Here is a 26002-nt window from a genome sequence, read left to right on the forward strand (position 1 = left end):
TAAGTAAAGAGTTTAATCTTTACTTAGAACTAATCTTAGGTTGTTTGAAACGAGTTACCCAAGCCAACTTTCTGCGTTTTGCTACATCTCACAAATCACTCGCAAAAAACGGCGAGCAATTCGTGGGATTAGGCAAATACTCAAAAGTTCCCAGGCTTGTTTCACTCTTTTGTTGAAACGAGTTCCACAAACTAGATTCCTACGCATTGCTACAACCTAAAAATCATCTACCAAAACCCGGCAGATAATTCTCAGGTTTAGGCAATTGCTCAGAATCTGGTCGAGTTTGTTTCACTCTCTATTTCTTATTATTTTTATCTAAATAAGACCAACTGTCGATTGGTGTACGGTCGTCTTGTAATTGTACGGCATCGGTATTGTAGAGGTCGGTGGTTGATTTGTTACCATTTTGTGAATAGAGACTGGTTGACTTGTCGCCTAGGTCGTTGCGTAATTTTTCCATCTGTTGAACTTGGTTTTGATAGGAATAATTAGTAGGGGTGACCGGTGTGAATCCAGTTGGCGTATAGAACCGCAAGAGATTCTTGTTATTGACGCTGTCGGAAGTCTTGAGCCTTAAATCGACTTCCTTGATCCAGTTGGCCACTTTGGTAACTAATTCAGGGTTATCACGTAAAGGCACTTGCTCGCCAGTTTCGTTGGAATAGACTCGCGAGACGCCATTGTTTCGATAAACGGTGTATTTTGGCGTGACGAAATTGCCGTTTCTAAAGGCCACGATTGAATTGTGTTGCTTGGAGAACATGTCAGTTCCCATTTGAACGTATTGTTTAGTATTGACGCCAGCTAAGTGCAAGATAGTTGGCAAGACATCGATTTCACCACCGTAAGTATGGTTGATGCCACCTTTTAAGCCATCCATGTGAATCATGAAAGGAACTTTTTGCATCGTATGGGTCGTGTCAAACTCAGTCCAAGTGTCGGGAGATTTGCCAAGCAAAGTCGATAATGCTTGGTGCTGTTCTTCATTCAATCCATAGTGATCGCCGTATAAGACGACCATTGAATTTTTATCCAAACCGGTGGCTTTGAGATAATTGAAGAATTCTTCGACCGATTTATCCAAATAGTGAGCTGTCTTGAAGTAGCGGTTGACGGTTGCATTAGGGTTATCCGATGTTTGGAAGTCGCCATTGTCTTCATCCGATAATGGATAACCGACGTGATTAGTGACGGTTAAGAATTTGACATAAAATGGTTGCTGCATCTGTTCGAGGTATTTGACACCTTCAGAGAACAACAACTTATCCTTCATACCATAGTTGTTTTCCGATAATGAGCCTGGAGTTACATCGTAGTAGCTTTCGTCGAAGAAGTAATTGTAGCCCATATTTTTATAAGTTACATTACGTCCCCAGAAACTACCGGTATTACCGTGGAAGACAGCGCTAGTGTAGCCTTTCTTTTGTCCTAGGATTGCTGGGGCAGCTTGGAAAGTATTGTCGCCACCGAGTTTTTGGAAAAATGATCCTTCAGGTAGTCCGAAGAGGCCAGATTCGAGCATCGTTTCAGCATCACTCGTTCGACCAGCACCAACTTCGTGATAGAAATTGTCGAAGGAAACGGTATTTTGGTCGTTGTAGAGACTGTTTAGAAAAGGCGTGACTTCTTGACCATTGATCTTCATACCGATCAGGAATTGTTCAAAACTTTCCAAATGGATGATGATAATATTCTTACCATCAGCTTTGCCGAAGTATTTAGGATTGGGAGCAGCGTAATTTTTGTTGGTATAATCCAAAACTTTATCGATCTCAGCTTCAGTAGCACTGGAACGCACTTGATCATTTTGAACCGAACGGACGGAATCGTAGGCTAAAAAGGCGTTGATTCCTAAATATTTGACGATATAAGAGTGATCGAAGGTCCGGCCTAGTAATTGGGGACGGTTAGCTTCAGAACCTGCCAAATCGGCTGAAAATAGGGCAATACCCAAACAAGTTGTTGCCAAAGCATTTAATTTTCTGAATGGTCGTGTGTCGATTTTGACAAATTTAGTAACAAATAATAGAAAGAAAATAACAAAATCGATCAAATAAATGACATCATGTGGCTGCATTGACCCAACAGTACTGCTGCCGAGTCCCTTAGCGACTTTGCCGACACCAGTGATAGTGCTGACGGAAATAAAGTCAGACAGTTCACGATAATAAAGAATGTTTGCGTAAATAAAAATGGAATCGATCAAATAGATGACTCCCATGACAATATACGAAAGTTTAGCTTTATTGAGATACAGAGCCAAGCTCATTAAGAAAACAATCGTTGCGAAAGGATTGACGATCAAAAAGAAGTGTTGCAATAAATTCTCAACACTCAACGAGAAATCCAAATAGTAAGCAACTACCATTTTTAACCATAAACAAACGACTAAAAATGTCATAAAGCCTAATCGTGTGTTTAATATGGATTGAATTTTTTTCATATTTTTCCTCATAACTAATTTAGTTCACCGATTAATAATACGTTATTTCGGAAAATAAAAAAAGCCAGCTTTAGCTGACTTATTTGGTGGAATCATTTTCGCCCTTCAAAACGCTTGACCAACTGTCGATCACGCTTCGGTCTCCATTGAGTTCAGGAGCATCGGTATTGTACAGGTCAGTTGTCGACTTGTTGCCATTCTTAGAGTAAACGCTAGTTGACTTCAAGCCAAGATCATTGCGGATTTGAACTAGTCGCTGAATCTCATTTTGATAACTGTAATCTTTAGGATCGATAGGGGTGAAATCGGGTGGTGTATAGAAACGGAGTAGATTCTTGTTGTTGATAGTATCGGATAATTTTAGTTTGTCGTTAACGTATTCTTGCCATTTAGCAACTTTTTGTTTCAAGACGGGATCAGTATCGAGGTCAACTTGTTCGCCAGTCTTGTTCCGGAAAACTTCAGGATTGCCATCACTATCTTTTAGAACCGTGTAGTGTGGCGTGACAAAGTTTTTATTGCGGAAAATAACGATTGGATTGTGTTTAGTCGACAAGAGGTCAGTTCCAAGTTGAACATATTGTTTAGTGTTGATGCCAGCTAGGTGCAAAATAGTTGGCAAAACATCGATCTCGCCACCATAAGTGTGATTGATGCCACCCTTTAATCCTTTCATATGGATCATGAAAGGCACCTTTTGCATTTGTGAATTGTTGAAGTCAGTCCAATCATCGGTGCTAGTACCCAAAAGCGGTGCTAGGTCAGGATTTTGACTGTTTGACAGTCCGTAGTGATCGCCGTAGAGTACGATCATCGAATTGTCATAAATACCACTGGATTTGAGATAATCAAAGAATTCCTTCAACGCATTGTCGAGATAATGGGCGGTAACAAAGTAATTGTTAACGGCACTGTTAGCTGTATCTGGCGCAGTAAAGCCGTCGTTGTCTTCGTCAGGCAATTGGAATGGATAGTGATTCGTTACGGTGATGAATTTGGCGTAGAAAGGCTGCTGCAATTGTTCGAGGTATTTTACACTTTCTGAAAGCATCAGCTTGTCTTTCATACCATATTCAAGACTAGAATCGTCAGTTTTGTTAAAGTAGCTTGAATCGAAGAAGTAATTGTAGCCCATGTTTTTGTAGACATTATCTCGATTCCAAAAACTACCGATATTACCGTGGAAGACGGCACTGGTGTAGCCTTCTTTTTGTCCCAAAATAGCTGGGGCAGCTTGGAAGGTGTTGTCGCTACCTAATTTAGAAAAGAGTGAACCTTCTGGCAGGCCAAAGAGTCCTGTTTCCAACATGTTTTCGGCGTCACTGGTCTTACCTTGACCGACTTCGTGGTAAAAATTGTCAAACGACATAGTATTTTTATCGTTATAAAGACTGTTTAAAAACGGAGTAACTTCTTGACCATTAACTTTATCGTTGATCAAAAATTGCTGGAAACTTTCCAGGTGAATAATGATGATATTTTTACCTTTGGCAGCTCCATAATATTTAGGATTTGGTTTGGCATAATTTTGGTTGAGATAACTCAAAACATCATCCATATCAGTTCCCATAGCTTCCGAACGGACTTGGTTATTTTGGACAGTCTTGATCGAATCGTAAGCCAAAAAAGTGTTGAGTCCCAAGTACTTTACGATGTAGGCTCGATCAAAGGTTCGACCGAGTAATTGGGGACGGTTGCTTTCGGCAATGGTCAAATTGAATGAGAACAAAAATACGCCCAACAAAGTTGTGGCAATTGCAGTCAATTTTCTCATTGGTCGGTCGTCAATTTTGATATAATGAGTAAGTAACAAAATTGCTATAATAATGAAATCCAATCCATAAATAAAATCATGTGCTTGGATTAAGTTGGCAGCACTGCCACCAAGGCCTTTAGAAACTTTGGAAGCCCCGGCAATGGTGTTGAAAGATAAAAAGTCGCTGAACTCCCGGTAGTACAAAATATTGCCATAGAGCAAAGCCGATTCCAGTACATAGATGACACCCATTACGATATACGATATTTTAGGTCGGTTTACATACAATGCTATGCTCAAGAGAATCAAAGCCGTAGCGAAAGGATTGATGATGAGAATTAAATGCTGTAACGGATCTGAAACGCCTAATGAAAAATCCCAATAGTAGGCAATGACAGTTTTGATCCAGAGAGTAAATATCAAGAACGACATGAATCCGAGACGTTTATTCAAAATATTTTTTAATTTATTCATTGAAAGTTCCTTGTTTGTAAAAATTCTTTAATAAATCTATTTAAAGGCTAAATAAAATACTTAATTGTTAGTATAATACGTTATAGGTGAAAAGTGGGAAAGAATGAACAAAATGATATTTTTAGGACCTTTATACGATTACATATATAAATTATATGCAATGAAAATTAATCATTTTCCATTGATTCGGCTTTCTTTCTATGCTGTTGATAAAGCAATATTGTATACCTTATTCTTTTTGGTTCTGAGGTATATCTGGATAAGATTTAAGAAAAAAAATGCGCATTTTGGTCATGAGTTTTGGCTGACCGTTTTTGTTTTCTATGTTTTTCTACTTTTTGCTTTGACAGTTTTTCGAGATGGCTATTTCATTTGGCAATTCCAGTTTTATTTCCATCGTCCATTGTCACAAATAAACCTTGTTCCACTGATCGAAACGTATAAATTAACAAAAGGTCAATCTTTAGTGGACTTTTTTTATAATTTATATGGTAATATTGTGTGGTTCGTACCAATGGGAGTATTTATTCCAGCGCTTACAAAACGACACTTAGGATTTTTAAGGGTCGTCTTGATTGGTGCTTTGATTTCAATTTCGATCGAAACGTTGCAGTTCATTTTGAACACAGGTGTGACTGATATCGATGATGTGATCTTTAATACTCTTGGCGCTGCGGTAGGATATTTGTTATTTTTTGTTGGAAAATGGATAAAAACACGAATAAAAATTTGAAATTTTCTTCGAAAATGATTAATCTAATTTTGACGATATATATGGAGGAGAGAAAATGACACACATTAAATTTGATGATTCAAAATTAGGCAAGTTCGTTCAAGATAACGAACTTGGCGAAATGCAAGCACTTGTTAATGCTGCTGATGACGAACTACGTAAGGGTACCGGTGCTGGTGCTGACTTCCGTGGTTTCATCGACTTGCCTGTTGACTATGACAAGGATGAATTCAGTCGTATTAAGAAAGCTGCTAAGAAGATCCAATCAGACTCAGAAGTCTTCGTTGGAATTGGTATTGGTGGATCTTACTTAGGTGCACGTGCTGCAATCGATTTTCTAAGTTCATCATTCTACAACGTTAAGAATGATAAGGATGTTCCTGAAGTTTACTTTGCAGGTAACTCAATTTCTCCTAACTATTTAGCTGACTTGCTTGAAGTAATCGGTGATCGTGATTTCAGTATCAACGTTATTTCTAAGTCAGGTACAACAACAGAACCTTCAATCGCTTTCCGTGTTTTGAAGGCTAAGTTGATTGAAAAGTATGGTGTTGACGGTGCTAAGGGCCGTATCTATGCTACAACTGATGGTGCTAAGGGTGCTTTGAAGACTGAAGCTGACGCTGAAGGTTACGAAGAATTCGTTGTTCCTGATGATATCGGTGGTCGTTTCTCAGTTCTTACACCAGTTGGTCTATTGCCAATCGCTGTTGCTGGTATCGACATCGACAAGTTGATGGAAGGTGCTGCACAATCACGTTCAGACTACTCATCAGCTGATCTTACAAAGAACGATGCTTACAAGTATGCTGCTTTGAGAAACATCTTGTACCGTAAAGGTTACACAACAGAATTGCTAGAAAACTACGAACCAAACGTTCAATACTTTGGTGAATGGTGGAAGCAATTGATGGGTGAATCTGAAGGTAAAGACCAAAAGGGTATCTACCCATCATCAGCTAACTTCTCAACTGACTTGCACTCATTAGGTCAATATATCCAAGAAGGTCGTCGTAACCTTATGGAAACAGTTGTCCTAATCGACCAACCAAGACACGATGTTAAGATTCCTGCTGAAAAAGATAACCTTGATGGTTTGAAGTATCTTGAAAACAAGTCAATGGACTTTGTTAACAAGAAAGCTTACGAAGGTGTTGTTCTAGCTCACACTGACGGTGGCGTTCCTGTTATGTCAGTTCACATTGAAAAACAAGATGCCTTCAACTTAGGTTACTTGATGTACTTCTTCGAAATTGCTGTTGGTATTTCTGGTTACTTGAACGGTATCAACCCATTCAACCAACCAGGTGTTGAAGCATACAAGAAGAACATGTTTGGTCTACTTGGCCGTCCTGGTTATGAAGAACTTGGCGAAGAATTAAACAAGAGACTATAATTTAATAATTCAAAACTCCTTACAGCGATGTGAGGAGTTTTTTTTGTGCATAAAATTAGGGAAAATATGAAACCGCTACTATAATTTGTTTATACAGGAATACAAATGGTCTACAGAGAAAGTAGGGATAATTATGTCAAAAGTTCATGTGCAAAGGCTCATTAATATTTTTGGAATTACTATTTTTTCAACAATTGTTCTGCTAAATGTCGATCCACAAAAAGTGGCAGCGGACACTGTTTCTGATCAAAACTTAACTGATACGGCAAAGGTTCAAGCTCCTGTTGAAAAAAGTCCAACGTTAATCGATAATTCTCCTGATACAACTCCGACTGATATCAAGACTTCAGAAATGGATTCTCAAAGTGTTGAGACCAATAATTCTAAACTTCAAAGTTCAACTCAACCGCAATAGACAGCATTTTCGAATGTGAAGACGTCTAATGTTTTACCGGGGACACCGACTGAAAATACCACTAATCAAACACCTAATGAAGAATTAGATCAACCAACTAATAAAATACCTCCCAAAGGGGATGTTGTAGAACCTACGCAACCATATCCTGATGACGCTCAAGATACTGACGTAATTGATTTTCCGGATCCAATTTTAAGCAGCCAGGTCAAGTCAGCCTTGAGATTGGATGATGATCAAGACGTAACGGTTGGGACTATCCGAAATTATAATGCTAAACAACTGTCTATTTATGCTAATGATGAATCATCCCCAATTGGAAATTTTGTGGGTATGGAGGCTTTCAAGTATCTTCCAAGTGACACTAGAGTTAATTTCAACGCTAATTTTGGTAACAACAAAGTTGATTTTTCCGAATTAGCAGGTGTAAATTACGGAATTTTAACCCTAACCGGTAATATGGTTGGGCAGGATTTGGATGCCTTGCACAGCATTTCTACTGATACGATCTATCAAGTGGGGCTCAGTGGTTCAGGCAATTATCAAGCTAATCCCAATGGGTTGACGAACGCGCAATTAGCAGTGGTCGGTGATTGGCTGACCGATATTTATAATAATGATGTGGCCCAATTTAAGCATGTCAGTTTAGGGATGAATAATTTAACTGACTTCTCACCATTGTCGGGTATGAATCGTGACATAACTGGTTGGGTGGTTTCTTTAGGAAATTATGTGGTCTCGACCGAACCAGTCGTGAATATTGTCGATAAAGATGTTAATACGGTGCAAGCTGAACCAATTTATGATTTAACTGGCAAAAACGTCAATGATAAGCTCTATGACTCAACGTTTGAAATGGCCGATAATAAAAAATCCCACTTATTAAAGGCTTTGGGCAATGGAGTCTATGAATATGATCCCATCGCTATGAGAAGTGGATCAACTTGGATCACATACGGTTATTACGGCTTTATTTATGAATCCAATAATCCTAATGTCTCTTATTTACAAATCGCCTATTCAGGTGATTATAATAAAGGCTTAGTTTTTAAATATGATGTGATGACTTATCGGAAAGCCAATGTCTTAACGGCTCCATTGATAACGGTCAATTATATCGATCAAGCGGGAACAGTCATTAAACCACAAGAATCTGTTACCGGTGAAAAAATTGGCGACGCCTATGATCTCACTGATCGTTCAGCAATAGATGACTATACTTTAACTACACCAGAAGCTTTAACTGGGAATTATACGCAGGATCCTCAAGAAATTACGTTAGTTTACAAAACCAATGATGACAGTGGCGGTAATGGCGAAAATCCTGGCGGTGGCAACGGTGGAGGTAATGGTGGTGGAAGTACGACTGACCGAGACGTTGTCAATTCGATCCAATATATTTCTACCCATCCTAATCAACCAGCAGTCGATCTCTATGATTTCGATGGCAATAAGACAGGCAATCGCCAATTAGCCCCAGCCTCAAATTGGTACAGCGACAAAATCATGACCTTGAATGGTACAAAGTACTATCGGGTCGCAACCAATGAATGGGTCAAAATGGAAAGCGCCTACGAATATGTGCCCAATAATACTTTGATCAGAACTAATTTGAATCAGACGAAGCTAAATGCTAAAACCTTGATCAATTCAGAGACTGAGTTTGTTCAAAATCGGGCTTTAGCTAACGGAACTGATTGGAAGACCGATCGGACAGCCATATTGAACGGTATCAAGTATTATCGGGTCGCAACTAATGAATTCGTCAAAGCCGATGATGTTTTTGAATATGTGCCAGTTTCTGGACGGATTTCGACTAACAATCAAACGGTTTTATATGATGAAAACGGAACTGATACCGGAAAAACTATCACTCAGGGATCAGTTTACTTAACAGATCGAAGCGTCAATATTCAGAATCAGACTTACTATCGAGTGGGAACGAATGAATATGTTGCTGACAAAGATGTTGTTTATCAGGAAAATTACTGAAGAATTAAAGTGTAATGGAATTTGAGCAACAACAAAACCCTCAATATTCGCGTTATGAATATTGAGGGTTTTGTTGTCATGCGGAAGAAGTGGCACTCTATTCTCGAGTATAGACGACTTCATGAAGTAGACCAAAAGCAGTTTGATCAGCAATGTAGTCGGTCGTTGCTTGAAAGCCATACATTTCATAAAAGGCTCGGGCCGATAAATTATTTTTTAAAACAATTAAGTAAAACGATGCAAAATCTTTTTCCAAATTATCGAGTGCGGCTTGGAATAACCGCTTGCCGATACCTTGATGTTGAAACTTAGGTAAAACGTAAAGTGAATAAACTTCACCAAAGCCGGAATATTTTTTTCTACGGGCAGGTCCAAAGGTACAGACGCCAACGATTTTGTCGTTTTCCAGAGCAACTAGAGTGTTGTTCCATCTAGTTTTCGGATTCCAAGTTGTATTTGGATCTAAATTGTTCAAGAGACTTTCAGGTACTAAACCATGATATGAGTAGCACCAAGTTTGATAATAAACCTGTTTGACAGCTTCAAAATCTGAATTCTTATTCGTTCGAGAGATTGTGATTAAAGTGTCCATATTAATCACGACTCTCGACGGAGTTATTTGCAGTGGCAAAGACGCCAAGTTTACCAAAGACAAGACCCAAGACGAATCCAGCTAATGTCAATGTGACCCAACCAAGACCTTGACTAGCCATTGGGATGTATTGGTGATAGAAATTCAAAGCAGTTTTAACAGCAGTCAAGTTAGTAACAGCTGCAGGTGAAGCATTCAACATATCAAAGACGGCAGGTAAAACAGTGAAGGCAATCGTCATTTTATAAACGACTCCAGCGTATGGTTTGGCATGAACAGTCAATGATACAAGGATCAAAGCGAGTGAGAGTGGGTAAAGGAGCATTAGGACTGGCAATGACCAAGCGATGATGTTGTCGAGTCCGGCATTAGCAACTACGAATGAAAGAACGGTGGTAGTTCTCAACCATGTTAAGTAGCTTACTTTAGGGAATAATTTGTGAAAATCTTGTGAGAATGAAGCAACCAGGCCCATAGCAGTCGTGAAGACACCCAAGGTAACTAAGACGCCTAAGAAGGCTGCTCCAAAGTTACCAAAGTAGTAATCGACGATTTGTGAAAGGGCAACACCACCATTTGCGGAAAGCGTTAATTTGCTCAAACTGAAAGCACCAAGTAAAACTAAACCAAAGTAGACAAGGACTTCCAAAGCGATACTCAATGATCCGGCTTTAGCAGTCAAACCAGATAATTCACGATCCTTGTAACCTAAACCTTTAACAGCGTGAACGAAGGTAACACTCAAAGCTAAAAGGGCAACGGCATCAATTGTGTTGTAGCCTTCGAGTAGGCCACTGACAGTTGAGCTAGTTTGATAAGCTTGTGTTGGCATGTGGTTCAAGGTACCCATTGGGTGCAAGAATGCGACGACAAAAACGACGGCTAATAATACCAAAAAGATAGTGTTTAAATACTTACCAACGTACTTTAATAAACGATTTTGGTGCACGGTTAAAGTATATGCTAGAGCGAAGAAAGCGGCCGTGAACAAAAACATCCCGACGGTGTCATATTTCTTAGGCAAGAAAGGTTGAACAGCCATTTGAAAAGCAGTAGCAGCAGTACGTGGAGTACCGAAGAAAGGTCCGATAGTCAAGTGGACCAAAACTAAGAATAATGCGGCGTAGAATTTGCCGACCGGTCTAGCTAGATCGTACAAGCCATCACTTTTAGTGACCACGACGGCCAAGATAGCTAACAGTGGGAACAAGGAACCAGAAATTGCAAAACCAAAAGCAGCGGATAACCAATTGTTACCAGCTAATTGGCCTAAGTGAACTGGGAAAATCAAGTTCCCAGAACCAAAGAACATCCCAAAAATTAAGGAGCTGACTACAAGCAAATGTAGAACTTTCTTTTTATTTGTTTTTTCTCCTGATAAATCGTAATCGTCTTTCATAAATAATCCTCCTAAAAATGTTGTTTCTAATCTGTGTAATGCCACTAATACCACTAATATCAGAATCCATTTTTAACCACCTCACTTTTTTTAAACGTAACGAATGATTTCTGAGTTTCTATTGGGAACGTAAATGACTGACGCCATTTGCATAACACTTTCTAAGCGATAAGGAACGTAAGTGACTAACGTCACTTGCGTTTATCCCCTCTAAGCGGTAAACCGCGAAGAGGGGATAAAAAAAGAGCCCTCTTCCAGCTAAGGAAAAGGGCTCAAATAGAACGGTACCACCTTTTATGGGTATTCAAAAAATACTCACTCAATTAACGGACAAAGAATCTATCCGCTAGCCAAATAATGGTGGCAACCACGGTAACCTACATCTCGGCACCGAACTCAGAAATGATTTTCAAAATTCTCGCGACGGTCACTTTGCACTCGACATGACTCACTAAGCGTACTTGAGATTTCTACTTTTTTCTTCAACGTTTTGTTGGTTCGTATTATAGACACCATTTTTTTGAATATCAAGAGTTATTTTAATGAAATTACAATTTTTATAATTTACGTGGCGTGCGATTCAAGAAATGTTTAGCCCCATCTATAACGTGGAAGTAGGTCGCTAAGCTGAATATATCAGGGTTTAGGCTCTTTAAGAAAGGCCACTCGCGTAACGAACCTCTGAAGAGTGAATTATTTTGTTCGATGAATTTTTTGCTGACCATTTGTGGCTGATCGGTGAATAATCCCGACTGATAAAGATAATTAGAATAGTCGAAGAAGTACTTGGCCGTTTTTTGATCGCCAATAGTATTTCGCAATATTTTAGTGCGGGCACTGATAAAACTCCAGCCATTTTTAACTACTTGGCGACTGTTGTCAGAAGTTGACAAGTAGTTAAAAAGTTCCTCGAAGAATTTTTGATAAGCATGAATTTCACTGCTGCTTAAAAAGGCTCGGGGATGGTTTTTGAACGGATATTTCCAATTGCTGAGATTATATTCCCATTTTTGGCCGATCCAAATCGTGAAGGGCAATTCATAGAATACTTGAGTCATATCTTGCTCAAAATACTCGTTGATTATCTCTGAATAGTCGTGGGGCAAGAGCTTTTTGATCTCAGAGTTGAGAGCTGGCGTGATAAATTTGGTTCCATCTGAATCACCGGTGAGCTGAAAAAGCTTGTTCCAGATTGATTCACTGAAGAGTTCCGGTTTGACGGTTTGAATCAATTTTAAGTTGATTGGAGCGGAGTTCAATGTGTACCCGGCATCGAAGCAATCATCCATCAACTGCAAGGTTTGAACGAAGTGTCCACCGAGTGAGTGGCCAATACCGTAGATTAGCGATTGAGAAGCAACATGCTCATTTAAGTAACGTAGAAAGTCGCGTGCAACGTATAATTGACGATTTTCTTTATTGCTGCCAATTAAAATTGAATTAACGTTATAATCCCAATCTCGATAATTTTCAAGAACAGATTTTTCAAAACGCTTACTTCTGGAACGAATTTTTTGGTCAACGTTAGTTTCTGTCCCCTTGAAGGTTACGAAGCATTCCTTGACCCCATCGATCACAATTTCATAAGCCATACTTGAGAAGCCACATTCAGCAGCGGTAGGAATAATTTCTCTAGCATCGTAGGATCTTATGTAGTCAGGAATGCGATGGATCAGACTGTAAACTAGGAATTTGAGATAATTTTCAGGCCGAAATTCTTGATAGAGGTAGCGGTCATAATCAAATTGCAATAGCTTAGTTCGAAAATTGGAATCGTGCAGCAATTCGCCAGCTCGATAAGGTTCTTTTCGCAAATCCAATGGCAGTAAATTGTTGAGTAACAAGATAACGTAGATTTGGTTCAAGTAGCCACGGCAAGGATTGATCTGTTCATCTTCGATCATGGAGATCAAATGCTTCAACTTATTGATCTTTCGATTTCTAGAAGGTAAATTGAAGTTAGTTTCCCGGTGAGTTTGATCAAGATTCTTTAATTTCAAAGCTTTGTCGATCAGTTGAGGGTGCACGGTTGAATCATTTTTGAATTGCGGAGCTTTTAAGTCGATCACTTGGTTTAAGACTAAATTAGTCAGCCGCGTTTTTTCTTTGTTTAAATATGAATAGCTAAAGTAAAGTCGTTTATTTTGAGGTAGCAATTTTTTGCTATCTTCCTTGTTGAATGTTAAAGGAAAGTTCTTATGAGCTCGAAAATCTAACAAGTCGAGTTGATCATAAATATGATTTAATCTGTTCAGATTATTTAATAATTCCCTCATCAAATCACCTCACGGTAACTTTATTTTAACAAATTGTTGATATATAAGGAATTCAGAACTATTTTTAAAATATGTCACTTTTGTGGTACTTCACACTTGTGATATATCACGGATGTGCTATAATAATCAATGTGGAGGTAAGAAAGATGCGGATAGATATCAAATCATACTTAGAAGATAACGGTTTAACAATATATGTAATTTCAAAGAAGAGTGGGTATGGTTATACGACGCTGCACAAATCTTTCAATAAGAAACAAACTTCCGCCACATCGATGAATTTGCGTGATATAGAGGCAATTGCCAAGGCGCAGGATACCGAAATGTGGAAAGTTCTGCGTGAATTGGAGTTGCATTACTTGAAGTGAGGAGGCTTTATATATATGGCAAGATCATTTTGGGATGACGATCCATTTGACAACAATATGGACGAAATTTTTAAGAGGCTAATGAGTCAACAACAAAACGGCAATTCACAAGCTAAGTATTATGTGAACGGGCACGAATTGACTCCAGAAGAGTTAGCTCAATATCAAGAGGCTAGAACTGCTGGTAAAAATATTCCAGTTGGCGACAGCAGTAGTAAAGAAACAAAAAATGGCACAATGTTAGAAAAACTCGGTCGTAACTTGACTCAAGAAGCTAAACAAGGACTCCTTGACCCGGTTATTGGTCGTGACAAAGAGATTCAAGAAACAGCAGAAGTTTTAAGCCGGAGAACTAAGAATAATCCGATCCTTGTTGGTGACGCTGGTGTTGGTAAGACGGCGGTCGTTGAAGGTTTAGCCCAAGCTATCGTTAAGGGCAATGTACCTGAAGCAATCAAAGACAAGCAAATCATTTCCATCGATTTGTCAGCACTTGAAGCTGGTACTCAATACCGTGGTTCTTTCGAAGAGAACATTCAAAACTTGTTGAAAGAAGTTAAAAAAGCTGGCAATGTAGTTTTGTTCTTCGATGAAATCCACCAAATCATTGGAGCTGGATCATCTGGTTCGGACTCTGGTAGTAAAGGATTAGCTGATATTATCAAACCTGCTTTGAGCAGAGGTGAAATTTCCATTATCGGTGCAACTACTCAAGACGAGTATCGTAACACCATTATGAAAGACGCTGCTTTGGCAAGAAGATTCAATGATGTAACGATCAATGAACCAAGTAAAGAAGCTACTGTGGCTATTTTGAAGGGATTACGCAGCGCTTATGAGAACCACCATCACGTTCAATTACCTGATGATGTTTTGAAGGCTGCGGTCGATTACTCCGTTCAATATATTCCACAAAGATCCTTACCAGACAAGGCAATCGATCTGATCGATATGACGGCGGCTCATTTGGCTGCTAAGAACCCTGTTACAGACAAAGTAAGTCTAGAAAAAGATTTGAAACAAGCTCAAAAGGACAAAGATACTGCAGCTGCTAAAGAAGATTACGAAAAGGCTGCTAGTTTGAAAAAAGAGATCGAAGATATTCAAGCAAAATTGAATAAAGACGATAAATCTTCCGAAGAACCAGTCGCTACTGTTAATGACATTGCGGCCTCAGTCCAAAGATTGACTGGTGTACCTGTATCACAAATGGGTGCTAGCGATATCGAAAGACTCAAAGGTATGAGCAAGAGATTAAAGGATCACGTAATTGGTCAAGATGAAGCTGTTGACATGGTCGTTCGGGCTATTCGTCGTAACCGGGCTGGTTTTGACGATGGCAATCGTCCAATCGGAAGTTTCTTGTTCGTAGGTCCTACTGGTGTCGGTAAGACTGAATTGGTTAAACAATTAGCCAGTGACATGTTTGGCAATAAGAATGCTATCGTGCGTTTGGATATGAGTGAGTATTCAGATTTAACCGCTGTATCCAAATTGATCGGTACTTCAGCCGGTTACGTCGGTTATGAAGACAACGGCAATACGTTGACTGAAAAAGTTCGTCGTAATCCTTATTCCATCGTGTTGCTAGACGAAATTGAAAAGGCCAACCCCCAAGTGTTGACTTTGTTGTTGCAAGTTATGGATGACGGTCGTTTGACTGATGGCCAAGGTAATGTGGTCGACTTTAAGAATACAATTATCATCGCCACATCAAACGCTGGTTTCGGTAGCAAGAACGACAAGGATGAAAAACTTATGGACAAGTTAGCACCATACTTCCGTCCTGAATTTTTGAACAGATTCAATGGTATCGTTGAGTTTGCTCATCTATCCAAGAAAGATCTTAACCAAATCGTTGACTTAATGTTAGACGACGTCAACCGCAATTTGGCTAAGAAAGATATCACTTTGGAAGTCACACCAGAAGCTAAAGAATGGTTGATCGACGAAGGATATGACGAGGCTATGGGTGCAAGACCACTACGTCGTGTTATTGAACAACAAATCAGAGATAAAGTAGCTGAATTTTATCTCGACCATATTGATGCTAAACAATTAAAGGCTGATTTAGTTGATGGAACGATTAAGATTTCCGACAACTCAGCCGTTACAAGTAAATAATTACTAAAAAATGGACTCGGATTAATTCTGAGTCCATTTTTTTGTGTTGTTTTGAAAGGCGTCTAAAATAGCATCGAGAAGTTTCTGCTGAGATTCACTGAAGATGGTCGTCTTACGGTAAGCCAAACCAACTTTGAATAATGGGCTGTTTGTATCCAGTACTGGGATTTTGACAAGTTTAGGATCATGAATCGTAATCGAGTCGGTCAGAAGGGCAATGCCCATATCGTTTGCAACCATATTGACGACGCTTTGAACTTCGCTGGTTTCAAAGATTACTTTTGGCCGAATATGATTGAGTTGTGAGAGGTATTTGAAAGCCTGTTTTTGAACAAAACTGTTTTTTAGAGAGATGAAGTTTTGTGTTTGGACGTCCTTAAAATAAATACCAGATTTTTTTGCTAGCGGATTGGTTTTAGGAACGATGATAGAGAATGGCTGTTGGTCAAAAGTCACCATTTTGATGGTTGGATCGTCAAATTTGTCTAAGTATCCTAACAAAGCAACGTCCAATTCGCCACGTTTTAAATCTTTTAAAGTCGCCAGTGAACCTTGGCTGATGTGGCGTATTTGCTGGAACATTTCAATCGGTAATTGTTGAGCAACTTGTGGTAAATAAGTTATTTCGATCAGCGGTGGCATGCCAATGACAAGATTATTTTCGATACCATGAGCGATTTCTAATTGGGCTAAATGATAGTCAGACAGGATATTTTGACCGTGAACGAGTAATTTTTTGCCAGCATCAGTTAACTTTAAAGCCAAATGAGGATTATCACGGACGATCAGGTGCGAATTGAATTCTTTTTCTAATCGTTTCAAAGCAGCCGAGATAGTTGGCTGACTGACATGGAATTTTTCGGAAACTTTGGAAAAACTTTTTAGTTGAGTTAATGAAACAAAATATTCCAAATCTTTAGTTCGCATAGTTTACTCCTTGAGTAATAAAGAATCTTAGACTTAGTATTATGAATTGTAATCATAACATTACTATTTGACTATAATATCATTCGACTTTTATTATGAAAATATGTTGAATGGATAGGTCGTGTTGAGTGTGTCACCATTAATGTTGAATTTTATTTTAATTGTCACGGGAATTTTGGCAGGAATCGTCAGTACCGCAGCTGGATTAGCATCCTTAGTTTCATATCCAGTCTTGTTGGTGTTGGGTTTGCCACCAGTGACAGCTAATGTTACTAATACTTTAGGGTTGTTGTTTACCAGTGTAGGAGCGGTTGCTTCGTCGCAAAAAGAACTGCGTGGGCACATGAAGAGTTTAAAGGTAATGTTGCCATTGACGTTATTGGGAAGTATTGCGGGAGCATTCCTATTGTTTATTATCCCCGAAAAGACTTTCGCTAAAATCGTGCCATTTTTTATTTTTGTGGCGGCAATTTTAGTTTTGATTCCTCATCATAATCACATAGATGCAGGCGAAATCGTTGAGAAGAGATCAACAATCAAGAAAATGTTGACCTGGTTGGCGATTTTTCTGATTGGTGGCTATACAGGTTATTTCGGTGCTGCCGGTGGAGTTTTGATGTTGTCATTATTGTCATGGACATCAAACGATTCATTTCCTGAATACAATGCACAGAAGAACTTGGCCTTAGGACTAGCTAATGTGGTCGCAGCGGTGATTTATATCGGCAAGACAACTGTTCCTTGGTGTTATGTAGTTGCTTTGGGAATTGGTTTTTTGATTGGCGGTTTCTTGGGACCAAGGATAGTTCGTCACTTGCCAGCCCAATTATTGAAAGTATTGATTGGTATTGGAGCTTTGTTTTTAGCTGGCAGTCTCTTTATGAAAGTCTATGGACTGTGAAAATTAAAAAAATAGCGAAATCCGTATAGGATTTCGCTATTTTCTAATTAAAACGACGTTCTAACACAAAGGCTCGACCATATTTTTGAGGTGTTATTTCTAAAAAGTTTAAAGATTGATAAAATTCCAAAGTTTTGTCTTCAGGATCAGTGATCAAAACGGTTTGACCGATGTTTTGAAAGTGATTTAAGAACTTTTTTACAAGTTTTGTACCAACATGTTGACCTTGAAAATTAGGATCAACCAAAATATCTTGAATATACAAAATTGTTTCACCATCAGTAATCCCACGGCAGAGTCCAATCAACTTTTGATCAGCTACAGCCCAGAGAACGGTCGAGTTATCCAAAGCTTTCAAAGTTGTTTGGGGTTGCTGAGTATAAGCTGACCAACCAACGCTTTGATAAAGACCCAAAATTTGTTGTGCAGTAATGTCAGTTGTTTTTTCGAATGTATAATCTATCATGTTAATTCATTCCTTCTAAATGTAATCTGGCGTGATAGATTATTGACGACATTTCACCATGAGATCATCTCATTTCCTAAAATTAGTTTTAGTATAGCACCGATGTAAGCGCTTGTTAAAAATTATATAAATTAATTCTATGAAAATGTAATCCAAACATTACTGAAAATATCAATCTTAAAAAGATTTATTTTTAGCAGAATCCGAACATTAGACGTGATAATTGATGAAAAATCTTTTAAAATACGATTTATATCAATACATTTATATCAAAATACGAACATTTAAAAGAAAAAATATATAAATGTTTCTATTTCTATTGAAAAAACACGAATAATCTGCAATACTATATAAGTTCAAAAAAGAGATTATTTTTTCAAGGGGCGTTTATCGTGAATTCATTAGAAAATAGAGAGAACTTGAGCTTTTTAGAGCGCTTGTTTCATCTCGAAGAAGCCAAAACGACCGTTAGACGAGAAATTTTAGCTGGTCTAACAACTTTCGTTTCAATGGCTTATATCCTGTTCGTTAATCCTCAAGTTTTGGGAGACTCAGGGATGGACAAAGGATCACTATTTACTGCAACTGCTTTGACGGCGGTTGTTGGTTCAGTCTTGATGGGTATTTTAGCAAATTATCCGATCGCGATTGCTCCAGGATTAGGTGACAATGCCTTTTTCAGTTACTCGGTCGTTATTGCTATGGGTATTCCTTGGCAGACTGCTATGGCTGGTGTTTTCGTAGCCAGTTTGATTTTCTTGGTATTATCATTAATGAAAATTCGTGAAGTCGTGATCAACGCGATTCCAAAAGATTTAAAACTGGCCGTAGCTGCCGGTTTGGGTATTTTCATTGCCTTTGTTGGACTGCAAGGTGGGGGACTTATTACAGCAAGTAAATCATCACTTGTTGCTATCGGTTCATTTACAAATCCAACTACATTGTTAACGATTGCTGGTTTGTTCGTTACAGCTATTTTGATGGCTCGTAAGATTCCTGGTGCGATCTTTATTGGAATGGTCTTTACAACGATTGCTGGTTTAGTAACTAAGTTGATTCCAGCACCATCACATATTATTTCTGGTATTCCTAGTTTGAAACCAACGTTCGGTGTTGGTGTAGCTCACATCGGTGATATCAAAGAACCACAACTTTGGGCAGTTGTGATCATCTTCTTGTTAGTTGCTTTCTTTGATACTGCAGGTACTTTGATCGGCTTGGCTGAACAAGTCGACGTTATGCAAGACAAAGATGGTAAGATGCCAAGAATTGGTCACGCTTTGATGGCGGACTCAATTTCAATGGTTTCTGGTTCAATCTTTGGTACTACTCCTCCAACTGCTTACGTTGAATCATCAGCTGGTATTGCCGTCGGTGGTAGAACTGGTTTGACTTCAATTACGGTTGGTGTGTTGTTCGCACTTTCAATGTTCTTCTCACCACTATTGAGTGTCGTAACAAGTAACGTTACCGCTCCAGTATTGATCATCGTTGGTACTTTGATGGCTCAATCAATGCGTGGTATTCAATGGGACAGATTCGAAATTGCTTTGCCTGCATTCTTAACGATTGTCGGAATGCCTTTAACCTATAACATTTCCTATGGTATTGCCTTTGGTTTCTTGGTTTACCCAATTACCATGTTGGCAGCCGGTAAGAGAAAAGAAATCAATCCTATTATGTACGGATTGTTCGTCGTCTTTGTTATCTTACTTTACATTATTAACATTTTGCCAAAAGCTAGTTTAGCTTAATGAAAAAGCATTTTTGATTTCAATTCAGTAGTTTTTTCTTGAATTGAATTACATCTGAATATTTAAATATAAAAGTCATCTAGGAAAACTAGGTGACTTTTTTTATACAATCAAACTTTAGAAAGAGTCTGATTTGTTTTAGATAAGAGTGCTTTTTATTTTAGAGATATTTTCATGCCAAAAATAAAAGCTGTATAATATATAAGTAAACGTTCGCAAGGAGGAGAATTCATGAAGAAAATTATTAACAATGTTGAAGATATCGTACCAGAAATGATTGCTGGTTTAGTCAAGACTAGTCCTGAGCTGGTCAAACAGATCGATGGGACTACGGCAGTAGTTAGAAATGACAATAAGTTTAAGACTACTAAACAAGTCGGCATCGTTTCTGGTGGTGGCAGTGGTCACGAACCATTACATGCTGGTTATGTCGGTGACGGAATGCTCAGTGCAGCCGTTGCTGGGGAAGTCTTTACTTCACCTACACCAGATCAAATATATGAAGCTATCACAGCCGTTGATCAAGGATTGGGCGTTTTGCTGATCGTTAAGAATTACTCTGGCGATGTGATGAACTTTGATATGGCTAAAGAAATGGCTGAAGCTGATGACATCAAGATCAAGACGATTGTCGTTGACGATGATATTTCTGTTAAAAATAGTGAATTTACTCAAGGTAAACGTGGTGTTGCCGGAACTGTTTTGGTTGAAAAAGTCGTTGGAGCAGCCGCACGTTCAGGGATGTCCTTAGATGATTTGGCGGCGTTAGGACAAAATGTGATCGATAATACTAAAACAATTGGAATTGCCTTACATGCAGCTACTGTGCCAGCTGTCGGCCATCCTGGCTTTGAATTAAAAGATGATGAGATCGAATATGGAATTGGCATTCACAACGAACGTGGCTATGCCGTTGAAAAGATTCAACCATCGAAGAAATTAGCCCACGAATTGATCGAAAAGATTCTCAATGAATTTACTGACAAAACAGGTGATTTTGCCATTCTCGTTAACGGAATGGGTGGTACGCCTTTAATGGAACAATATATTTTTGCCAACGATGTTTTGAATGAATTGGCAACTGATAAAGTTGACGTTGAATTCAGTAAAGTCGGCAATAAGGTCACTTCGCTCGATATGGTAGGAATTTCTTTAACTATCATGAAAGCCAAACCTGAATGGATCAAATATCTTAAAGAACCAGTAACGACAATTGGTTGGTAGAAAGGAAGTAGCTTATGAAATTAGAATTAACAACTGCTAAGAAGTGGATCGCTTTATTCGTTGAAAAATTGGAAAATAACATGGCGGTTTTAAATGAATTGGATACAGCCATCGGTGATGGTGATCACGGAACGAACATGAAACGTGGTGCCGAAGCTATCACGGCAGCTTTTGCTAAAAAGGAACCTGAGACTTTGGCTGACCTCTACAAGACGACGGCCTTTGCGATGATTCAAAAAGTTGGTGGAGCTTCTGGTCCACTGTATGGTACGGCCTTTTTGGATATGTCCAAAGCTGAGAAGTCCGATGAGCTTGAATTAGGCGATCTGTTGCAAATCGGGACTGACGGTTTGAAACGCCGTGGACAATCCGATGTTGGTATGAAGACAATGATCGATGTTTGGCAACCGGTTAGTGAAGCGGCTAAAAATAATCAGCTGAATCAAAAAGTCATCGATGACGCCTTAGCCAAAGGTAAAGATTTAGTCGCTACTAAAGGTCGGGCAAGCTATTTGGAAGAAAAATCCAAAGGCCACATCGATCCTGGTTCTCAATCAAGTGCTTATTTGTTTGAATCTCTAATTGAAGCGATAGGAGCTTAGTTATGAAATATGGAATAGTGATCGTCTCTCACTCGTATGATATTGCTCAAGGCGTGAAGAAATTGATTTCCCAGGCAGCACCAGATCTGTCGATCACAACAGCTGGTGGAACGGAAGACGAAGAAATCGGTTCTTCCTTGGAAAAGATTCAACAAGCCGTTGACGATAATCACGGTGAGGAGATATTAGCTTTTTACGATTTGGGCAGTTCGAAGATGAATCTGGAAATGTTGATGGAAATGACTGATAAAAAAATCCATAAATATGATGTGGCCTTAGTGGAGGGTGCTTATACGGCGGCTACTTTGGCTCAAGTAGACTCACCTTTGGATGTGATCGAAAAGAATCTTCAACCCTTAAAAATTAAGTAAAAAAATGACAAGAGAGTGAAGCAAGCTTGTGTAACTCGTTTTAGAAAGCGAAATCAGCTTTCGAACATTAACGAAAAATCGCCTCTGATTCAATATTTCGAATCAGAGGCGATTTTTTGTTATTTTTGATTAACCGTTGTATTTAGAAAGTTTAAATTCAACTTTATCGTGGTTCTTTAATTTCTTCTTGTCAGCAGAAACGTTAACTTGTTTCTTATTGACAGTATAAGTCCAGTAAATTTTCTTCTTGTTGTTTTGTTTGTGACCGTCGATTTCAGAAATGAAACCGCCTTTGTCATTGACTTTCCAACCCTTTTTCAAACCTTGAGTAACAGTACCATTCTTCTTCAAAGTGATAGTTTTTTTAGCAATTTGTTTCTTGTTCTTTTTCAAAGTATATGTGACCTTGATATTTTTAGTAGCACTAGCTTGAGCTGTGGTAACGGTGGCCGGTGCAAAAACGCCAAGTAATATTAAGAATGATGCTAAAAATGCTGCAAATTTTTTCATTGTTTCTCCTCCTCTTATTTGTACAACGAATTTTATTATAACAAAATAAAAACTGCTTGAATCAATTAGATTTTTTAAATTAATAAGTTAGAATAAGAATATTGACGAAAGGAGCGAGGTTATGAATAAGTTGATCGTTAATTTTCAAAAGAATATCAACAGTGTGACTATGATAGCTTATTTGTTCAATGTCATTTTAATAGCCTTGCTTTACAATAATCCTTTGATCACGGGTGTTGTGTGGCTCAGTTTATTGGTGATGTCGTTCTTGACGAAACGTGACAAACTGGGAGCATATTTGAAATTTTCGGGAGTCATCTTTTTAGTTACGGTCTTGTTCAATCTGATTTTGAATCAACGAGGAACCACTTTGTTGTTAAACTGGCCCTGGTTAAAAATTACGACAGAGTCGCTTGGCAATGGGATAATCTTAGGAATCTCATTCGTCAATCTCCTGTGGGCTTTTTACTTGTACAATGCTTTGGCCAGAACGAAGGTCATCTTTGAAGTTTTATCAAAATTTTTCAAAAGTATCGCCATTATTTTTATTTTGACAATCAAGTTTATTCCTAGAATTGTCGAAATATTTACAGAGACAAAGAATTTACAGAAATTTCGTTTAGGCGAATCTAAAGGCGGTTTGAAACAGATGATGAATTTGACGGAGATTGTTTTGAACAAAGCAATGGGGAGTTTTATGAACGTATCCGATAGTTTATTGCTGAAAGGCTATGAAGGCCGACAGAAGAAACTGGGCAGGACTGAATATCAGCGCAGCGACTTTTTAATACTGGTTTTGATCGTTATAGCGGTGACTTTTAACTTTACGATGGTAATTTTAAAAGTTGGGCAGGTCAACTTTGGTTCAGCCAAGGTTTTGATTCCCATCGATTGGAAAGTTGGTATTATTGCAGTTATTAATTGTGGCTTGATTATTTTGCCACTCATATTAGGAGGCATCAATTACGGATGGTGGAAATTTTACGTTTCAAAGACTACAGCTTCCGCTACAATAACAGCCAAACGTTATCGTTGAAACACTTGAATTTTGTTTTGGAACGCGGTGACTTCGTTACGTTGATCGGAGCAACAGGCAGTGGTAAAAGTACCTTTTTGAAACAATTTTTGCCACGGTTAGCGACTGGAAAAGTTATTTCGGGTGAAATTGAAACGGAATTGTCTCAAAATACGACTAATTTTGCTTACGTTTCCCAGTTTGTCGATAATCAAATTATTATGGAAACGCCTCGCGATGAATTGAAATTTGTACTCGACAACCGAGGCTGCAGCGAGAATGAACTGCAGTTGCGGATCAGTGAAATTGCCAGTTTTTTGAATATTGTCGATTTCTTGGATGTTAAAGTGAACAATTTGTCAGGTGGTCAAAAGCAACTGATCAATCTGGCCAGTGCATTAGTTTTGAAGCCACAAGTTTTACTGCTAGATGAACCGACTGCTCAGTTGGATCCGATTGCTTCAGAGAAATTGCTGCAAGTTGTCCATAAGGTCAATGAGGAGTTTAGTTTAACGATCGTTTTGGTCGAACACGAATTAGAACAAGTGGTTAAGTTTTCCAATCGGTTAGTTGTCATGGAACACGGACGAATTATATTAGATCAGCCAATTGATGCTGGTTTGCGAGAAATTTTTCAAATGAATTCATATCAAAATTATTTAACGCAAGTTGACCGATTAGCTTTGGAACTGAAATTGGCAGAGCATGAAGCTTTACCTTTGAGCAATAAGACTTTGAATCAATTCGTTCGACCAGTGTCGAATAAATTGCAGATCCGCAAAAGTATCAAAGAAGCATCAAATAAGACTGTCGTTTTTCAAGCAGACAAGGTGAATTTTCGTTTTGATTTCAATGGCGATAAAATTTTGAATAATATCAGTTTGAAATTACAAGCAGGGCAATCATATTGTGTTGTGGGTCCGAATGGTACTGGCAAAACTACTTTGTTAAAAGTCTTGACACAACAATTGTCAGCCCAATCGGGAAAATTACTTTTTGAAGGTAAGAAATTAAAAACTGAATTTTATCAGCGAGTGTTTGTGCTGCCCCAAAATCCTGCGACGTTATTTGTCAAAGATACGGTCAGGGAAGAATTGAATTATCAATTGGACATTTATCAGTCCCAAACACAATTAACCGATATTTTGGAAGAATTTTCGCTGAGTGGTTTAGAAGAAACCAATCCTTACGATTTAAGTGGAGGGCAACAGGAATTCTTAGCTTTGGCTTTAGGATTCATCAAACAACCGAAGCTTTTATTCTTGGATGAACCAACTAAGGGGTTGGATCCGAATAAGAGAATCGAACTTGGTCAAAAGCTACAAGCATTTCAAGAAAATGGAGGAACGATTTTTGCCAACAGTCATGATCTGTTGTTTGCGGTCAATTACTTCGACCAGGTGGCGATGATGTTTAGCGGCAAATTGAGTGAATTTGCAGACCCGCGGGAATTTTTCAGTAACAAATTCTTTTACACAACCGAAATAAATAAAGCTTTGCGGGATATTTTTCCCACGGCTTTAACATGGAAGGATATTCAAAGAAATGAATCGTAGATCAATTTCATTTTTGATTTTAGCAGTCGTACTACTAGCTTTGATGGTAATTTTTTCAAGCAAAAATTATTTGTTGTTCTCATTTGGATTTTTAGTTTTAACGTTAGGAATTTATTTTTGGCGCTTTGAAAAGGCTCAACACAATTCACGTGAAGTAGTCTTTATCGCGATTGTTTGTGCATTGGCAGTCGTAGGAAGGATCATCTTCGCTGCCTTGCCAGCAGTAAAGCCAGAATTATTTATTCTTATCATGGGTGCCATCGTGAGTGGTCCGGAAACTGGTTTTTTGATGGGGACGATCATCGCCTTGACGTCAAATATGTACTTTGGTCAAGGGGTTTGGACGCCGTGGCAGATGTTTGCTTTAGGAGTGATCGGCCTGATTTCCGGATTGATGTTGAATAAAAAGACCCCAACGTGGATATTGACAGTTTGGGGGTTTGTCAGTGCATTCGTGATGGGCTGGATCATGGATATCTATTATATTCTCGGTTTCGTTGATCCGATAACAATAAAAAGCGTCTTAACAGCCTTGGCAGCCAGTTTTTACTTTGATGTAGTTCACGCAATCTTTACAGCCGTCTTGTTGTTATTAGTTGGTAAACGTTGGATTAAAATTTTTAGCAATTATAAACAAAAGTATGACCTCTTTAAACAACCTAAGATTAGTTCTAAGTAAAGATTAAACTCTTTACTTAGAACTTT

General features: G+C 38.5%; 22 protein-coding genes. 14 read left to right on the forward strand and 8 right to left on the reverse strand.

Annotation, left to right across the window (positions count from 1 at the left end; genetic code table 11):
* Window positions 1-298: 298 nt before the first annotated feature.
* Together FD29_RS03865 and FD29_RS03870 are read right to left on the reverse strand one after the other, a co-directional pair.
* Window positions 299-2446, reverse strand: coding sequence for an LTA synthase family protein (locus FD29_RS03865; protein WP_057887648.1), 2148 nt, complete (start codon window positions 2444-2446; stop codon window positions 299-301).
* Window positions 2447-2525: 79 nt separating this feature from the next.
* Window positions 2526-4676: an LTA synthase family protein gene (locus FD29_RS03870; protein WP_057887649.1), complete on the reverse strand. Its 2151-nt coding sequence runs from the start codon at window positions 4674-4676 to the stop codon at window positions 2526-2528.
* A gap of 112 nt (window positions 4677-4788) precedes the next feature.
* On the opposite strand from FD29_RS03870, the gene FD29_RS03875 reads away from it, so the two are divergent.
* The 4 genes from FD29_RS03875 (at window position 4789) to FD29_RS03890 (ending at window position 9212) form a co-directional block, all read left to right on the forward strand.
* Window positions 4789-5409, forward strand: a complete 621-nt coding sequence (locus FD29_RS03875; protein ID WP_057887669.1) for a VanZ family protein — start codon at window positions 4789-4791, stop codon at window positions 5407-5409.
* Between the two features lie 55 nt (window positions 5410-5464).
* Complete coding sequence (locus FD29_RS03880; RefSeq protein ID WP_057887650.1) at window positions 5465-6805, forward strand: glucose-6-phosphate isomerase; 1341 nt, start codon at window positions 5465-5467, stop codon at window positions 6803-6805.
* 133 nt (window positions 6806-6938) lie between these two features.
* Window positions 6939-7220 carry a hypothetical protein gene (locus FD29_RS03885; RefSeq protein ID WP_057887651.1) on the forward strand — a complete coding sequence of 94 codons (282 nt, stop codon included), beginning with the start codon at window positions 6939-6941 and terminating at the stop codon, window positions 7218-7220.
* A gap of 15 nt (window positions 7221-7235) precedes the next feature.
* Entirely contained in the window at window positions 7236-9212 is a 1977-nt protein-coding gene (locus FD29_RS03890; protein ID WP_057887652.1) for a MucBP domain-containing protein, read from the forward strand.
* 97 nt (window positions 9213-9309) lie between these two features.
* On the opposite strand, the gene FD29_RS03895 is transcribed toward FD29_RS03890, so the two are convergent.
* The 3 genes from FD29_RS03895 to FD29_RS03905 all read right to left on the reverse strand — a co-directional run bounded on the left by FD29_RS03895 (window position 9310) and on the right by FD29_RS03905 (window position 13479).
* A complete protein-coding gene (locus FD29_RS03895; protein WP_057887653.1) occupies window positions 9310-9804 on the reverse strand; it encodes a GNAT family N-acetyltransferase in 495 nt (164 codons plus the stop codon).
* 1 nt (window position 9805) lies between these two features.
* On the reverse strand, window positions 9806-11203 hold the full coding sequence (gene brnQ / locus FD29_RS03900) for a branched-chain amino acid transport system II carrier protein (protein WP_057887654.1): 1398 nt from the start codon (window positions 11201-11203) through the stop codon (window positions 9806-9808).
* A 557-nt stretch (window positions 11204-11760) separates the two neighbouring features.
* Window positions 11761-13479 (reverse strand): DUF6792 domain-containing protein, encoded by a 1719-nt coding sequence (locus FD29_RS03905; protein ID WP_057887655.1) that lies wholly within the window; start codon window positions 13477-13479, stop codon window positions 11761-11763.
* Window positions 13480-13625: 146 nt separating this feature from the next.
* Between FD29_RS03905 and FD29_RS03910 the strand changes: the two genes are divergently transcribed.
* Both FD29_RS03910 and FD29_RS03915 read left to right on the forward strand, forming a co-directional pair.
* Window positions 13626-13847, forward strand: a complete 222-nt coding sequence (locus FD29_RS03910) for a hypothetical protein (RefSeq protein ID WP_057887656.1) — start codon at window positions 13626-13628, stop codon at window positions 13845-13847.
* A gap of 15 nt (window positions 13848-13862) precedes the next feature.
* Window positions 13863-15971: an ATP-dependent Clp protease ATP-binding subunit gene (locus tag FD29_RS03915; RefSeq protein WP_057887657.1), complete on the forward strand. Its 2109-nt coding sequence runs from the start codon at window positions 13863-13865 to the stop codon at window positions 15969-15971.
* A gap of 21 nt (window positions 15972-15992) precedes the next feature.
* Here FD29_RS03915 and FD29_RS03920 read toward each other — a convergent pair whose 3' ends face one another.
* Complete coding sequence (locus FD29_RS03920) at window positions 15993-16898, reverse strand: LysR family transcriptional regulator (RefSeq protein WP_057887658.1); 906 nt, start codon at window positions 16896-16898, stop codon at window positions 15993-15995.
* Window positions 16899-17028: 130 nt separating this feature from the next.
* Here FD29_RS03920 and FD29_RS03925 point away from each other — a divergent pair, with 130 nt between their 5' ends.
* Window positions 17029-17799, forward strand: coding sequence for a sulfite exporter TauE/SafE family protein (locus FD29_RS03925; protein WP_235804255.1), 771 nt, complete (start codon window positions 17029-17031; stop codon window positions 17797-17799).
* Between the two features lie 43 nt (window positions 17800-17842).
* On the opposite strand, the gene FD29_RS03930 is transcribed toward FD29_RS03925, so the two are convergent.
* Window positions 17843-18265 carry a GNAT family N-acetyltransferase gene (locus FD29_RS03930; RefSeq protein ID WP_057887660.1) on the reverse strand — a complete coding sequence of 141 codons (423 nt, stop codon included), beginning with the start codon at window positions 18263-18265 and terminating at the stop codon, window positions 17843-17845.
* 389 nt (window positions 18266-18654) lie between these two features.
* On the opposite strand from FD29_RS03930, the gene FD29_RS03935 reads away from it, so the two are divergent.
* The 4 genes from FD29_RS03935 (at window position 18655) to dhaM (ending at window position 22216) form a co-directional block, all read left to right on the forward strand.
* Window positions 18655-20019, forward strand: a complete 1365-nt coding sequence (locus tag FD29_RS03935; protein ID WP_371862712.1) for an NCS2 family permease — start codon at window positions 18655-18657, stop codon at window positions 20017-20019.
* Window positions 20020-20250: 231 nt separating this feature from the next.
* Entirely contained in the window at window positions 20251-21243 is a 993-nt protein-coding gene (gene dhaK, locus FD29_RS03940) for a dihydroxyacetone kinase subunit DhaK (RefSeq protein ID WP_057887662.1), read from the forward strand.
* A gap of 14 nt (window positions 21244-21257) precedes the next feature.
* Window positions 21258-21845, forward strand: coding sequence for a dihydroxyacetone kinase subunit DhaL (gene dhaL / locus FD29_RS03945; protein ID WP_057887663.1), 588 nt, complete (start codon window positions 21258-21260; stop codon window positions 21843-21845).
* A 2-nt stretch (window positions 21846-21847) separates the two neighbouring features.
* Window positions 21848-22216 (forward strand): dihydroxyacetone kinase phosphoryl donor subunit DhaM, encoded by a 369-nt coding sequence (gene dhaM / locus FD29_RS03950; protein WP_057887664.1) that lies wholly within the window; start codon window positions 21848-21850, stop codon window positions 22214-22216.
* Window positions 22217-22345: 129 nt separating this feature from the next.
* Here dhaM and FD29_RS03955 read toward each other — a convergent pair whose 3' ends face one another.
* Complete coding sequence (locus FD29_RS03955) at window positions 22346-22726, reverse strand: DUF4430 domain-containing protein (protein ID WP_057887665.1); 381 nt, start codon at window positions 22724-22726, stop codon at window positions 22346-22348.
* A gap of 121 nt (window positions 22727-22847) precedes the next feature.
* On the opposite strand from FD29_RS03955, the gene FD29_RS03960 reads away from it, so the two are divergent.
* From FD29_RS03960 to FD29_RS03970, 3 genes are read left to right on the forward strand one after another with little or no spacing between them, the layout of a single operon-like run.
* Window positions 22848-23762 (forward strand): energy-coupling factor transporter transmembrane component T, encoded by a 915-nt coding sequence (locus FD29_RS03960; protein ID WP_057887666.1) that lies wholly within the window; start codon window positions 22848-22850, stop codon window positions 23760-23762.
* Window positions 23696-25297: an ABC transporter ATP-binding protein gene (locus tag FD29_RS03965; RefSeq protein WP_057887667.1), complete on the forward strand. Its 1602-nt coding sequence runs from the start codon at window positions 23696-23698 to the stop codon at window positions 25295-25297. Before FD29_RS03960 ends, FD29_RS03965 begins: the two co-directional genes overlap by 67 nt.
* Entirely contained in the window at window positions 25287-25976 is a 690-nt protein-coding gene (locus tag FD29_RS03970) for an ECF transporter S component (protein ID WP_057887668.1), read from the forward strand. The genes FD29_RS03965 and FD29_RS03970 overlap by 11 nt, the downstream gene beginning before the upstream one ends.
* Window positions 25977-26002 lie beyond the last annotated feature (26 nt).

Source organism: Companilactobacillus mindensis DSM 14500 (genome assembly GCF_001434275.1).
Classification (GTDB): Bacteria; Bacillota; Bacilli; order Lactobacillales; family Lactobacillaceae; genus Companilactobacillus; species Companilactobacillus mindensis.

Bases quoted from the DNA above. Each gene is read 5' to 3' on its own strand.
- FD29_RS03970 (WP_057887668.1), top strand. From the start codon at position 25,287: ATGAATCGTAGATCAATTTCATTTTTGATTTTAGCAGTCGTACTACTA.
- FD29_RS03885 (WP_057887651.1), top strand. From the start codon at position 6,939: ATGTCAAAAGTTCATGTGCAAAGGCTCATTAATATTTTTGGAATTACT.
- FD29_RS03895 (WP_057887653.1), bottom strand. From the start codon at position 9,804: ATGGACACTTTAATCACAATCTCTCGAACGAATAAGAATTCAGATTTT.
- dhaM (WP_057887664.1), top strand. From the start codon at position 21,848: ATGAAATATGGAATAGTGATCGTCTCTCACTCGTATGATATTGCTCAA.
- FD29_RS03920 (WP_057887658.1), bottom strand. From the start codon at position 16,898: ATGCGAACTAAAGATTTGGAATATTTTGTTTCATTAACTCAACTAAAA.
- FD29_RS03930 (WP_057887660.1), bottom strand. From the start codon at position 18,265: ATGATAGATTATACATTCGAAAAAACAACTGACATTACTGCACAACAA.
- FD29_RS03910 (WP_057887656.1), top strand. From the start codon at position 13,626: ATGCGGATAGATATCAAATCATACTTAGAAGATAACGGTTTAACAATA.
- FD29_RS03880 (WP_057887650.1), top strand. From the start codon at position 5,465: ATGACACACATTAAATTTGATGATTCAAAATTAGGCAAGTTCGTTCAA.
- FD29_RS03875 (WP_057887669.1), top strand. From the start codon at position 4,789: ATGATATTTTTAGGACCTTTATACGATTACATATATAAATTATATGCA.
- FD29_RS03865 (WP_057887648.1), bottom strand. From the start codon at position 2,446: ATGAAAAAAATTCAATCCATATTAAACACACGATTAGGCTTTATGACA.
- FD29_RS03915 (WP_057887657.1), top strand. From the start codon at position 13,863: ATGGCAAGATCATTTTGGGATGACGATCCATTTGACAACAATATGGAC.
- dhaK (WP_057887662.1), top strand. From the start codon at position 20,251: ATGAAGAAAATTATTAACAATGTTGAAGATATCGTACCAGAAATGATT.
- brnQ (WP_057887654.1), bottom strand. From the start codon at position 11,203: ATGAAAGACGATTACGATTTATCAGGAGAAAAAACAAATAAAAAGAAA.
- FD29_RS03955 (WP_057887665.1), bottom strand. From the start codon at position 22,726: ATGAAAAAATTTGCAGCATTTTTAGCATCATTCTTAATATTACTTGGC.
- FD29_RS03965 (WP_057887667.1), top strand. From the start codon at position 23,696: ATGGTGGAAATTTTACGTTTCAAAGACTACAGCTTCCGCTACAATAAC.
- FD29_RS03960 (WP_057887666.1), top strand. From the start codon at position 22,848: ATGAATAAGTTGATCGTTAATTTTCAAAAGAATATCAACAGTGTGACT.
- FD29_RS03870 (WP_057887649.1), bottom strand. From the start codon at position 4,676: ATGAATAAATTAAAAAATATTTTGAATAAACGTCTCGGATTCATGTCG.
- dhaL (WP_057887663.1), top strand. From the start codon at position 21,258: ATGAAATTAGAATTAACAACTGCTAAGAAGTGGATCGCTTTATTCGTT.
- FD29_RS03905 (WP_057887655.1), bottom strand. From the start codon at position 13,479: ATGAGGGAATTATTAAATAATCTGAACAGATTAAATCATATTTATGAT.